Below are 648 nucleotides of genomic sequence, written 5' to 3'. Positions count from 1 at the left end.
CGTTGTATTCCTCAACAAGTGTGACATGGTAGACGACGAAGAACTCCTTGAACTCGTTGAACTTGAAGTAAGAGAACTCCTCAACGAATATGGATTCCCAGGAGACGAAGTTCCTGTAATCAGAGGATCTGCTCTTAAAGCACTTGAGTGTACATCTGCAGACTGTCCAGACTGTCAACCAATCTACGAACTTGTAAACGCTCTTGACGAATACGTTCCAGAACCAGTAAGAGAAGTAGACAAACCATTCCTAATGCCAATCGAAGACGTATTCTCCATCTCTGGTCGTGGAACAGTTGTTACAGGAAGAGTAGAAAGAGGAAAACTCACTGTTGGTGAAGAAGTAGAAATCGTTGGACTAAGAGAAGAACCTATCAAGACAGTAGCTACTGGAATTGAAATGTTTAGAAAGGTACTTGACGAAGCACTTCCTGGAGACAACGTAGGTATCCTCCTAAGAGGTGTAGGAAAGGACGAAGTAGAAAGAGGAATGGTAGTAGCTAAGCCTGGAACAATCAAACCACACAAGAAGTTCAAGGCTGAAGTTTACATTCTCTCTAAGGAAGAAGGTGGAAGACATACACCATTCTTCAACGGATATCAGCCACAGTTCTACTTCAGAACAACAGACGTAACAGGAAAGGTTAA

The 648-nt window shown here is 42.6% G+C and carries 1 protein-coding gene; it reads left to right on the top strand.

The genetic code is table 11. The features are described from left to right. A partial coding sequence (locus tag ABGX27_00125) for an EF-Tu/IF-2/RF-3 family GTPase (GenBank protein ID MEO2067907.1) occupies positions 1 to 648 on the top strand: 648 nt, incomplete at both ends.

The sequence above is a fragment of the Desulfurobacteriaceae bacterium genome (assembly GCA_039832905.1).
Taxonomy (GTDB): Bacteria; Aquificota; Aquificia; order Desulfurobacteriales; family Desulfurobacteriaceae; genus Desulfurobacterium.
Note: the sequence above shows the minus strand (reverse complement) of the source record. Positions and strands in the feature narration are given on the sequence as shown.